Annotated in this window: 1 protein-coding gene; it reads right to left on the reverse strand. The window is 65.9% G+C overall.

Annotation, left to right across the window (positions count from 1 at the left end; translation table 11 throughout):
• On the reverse strand, positions 1 to 405 hold a 405-nt coding region (locus SOP95_RS31905; RefSeq protein WP_323609577.1), incomplete at both ends, for an aminotransferase class I/II-fold pyridoxal phosphate-dependent enzyme.

Genomic DNA, 405 nt, shown 5'->3' on the forward strand with positions numbered 1-405 from the left:
GGCCGCAAACAGCCGCACCGCCCAGGCATCCTGCTCCAAACCATCGCCAAAGCCTTGGTAGGCGAAGTCGATCAGTGGCAGCAACTGGCGCTCGCGCACGATCTGCAGCACCTGGCGCCAGTCGTCCTGGGACAGGTCGAAACCGGTCGGGTTATGGCAGCAGGCGTGCAGCAGCACCACGTCGCCCTTGGGCACGGTGGACAGGGTGGCGAGCATCGCCGCCACATCCAGGCGGTTGTCAGCGCCCACGTAAGGGTAATGACTCACCGGGATCCCGGCCTTGGCAAAGATCGTTTCGTGGATCGGCCAGGTCGGGTTGCTCAACCAGACGCCACGACCGGGCAGGTTGTGCGCAATGAAGTCGGCGCTCAGGCGCAGGGCGCCGGTGCCTCCTGGGGTCTGGGT

The organism is Pseudomonas sp. YuFO8, from assembly GCF_035065025.1.
Classification (GTDB): Bacteria; Pseudomonadota; Gammaproteobacteria; order Pseudomonadales; family Pseudomonadaceae; genus Aquipseudomonas; species Aquipseudomonas putida_AE.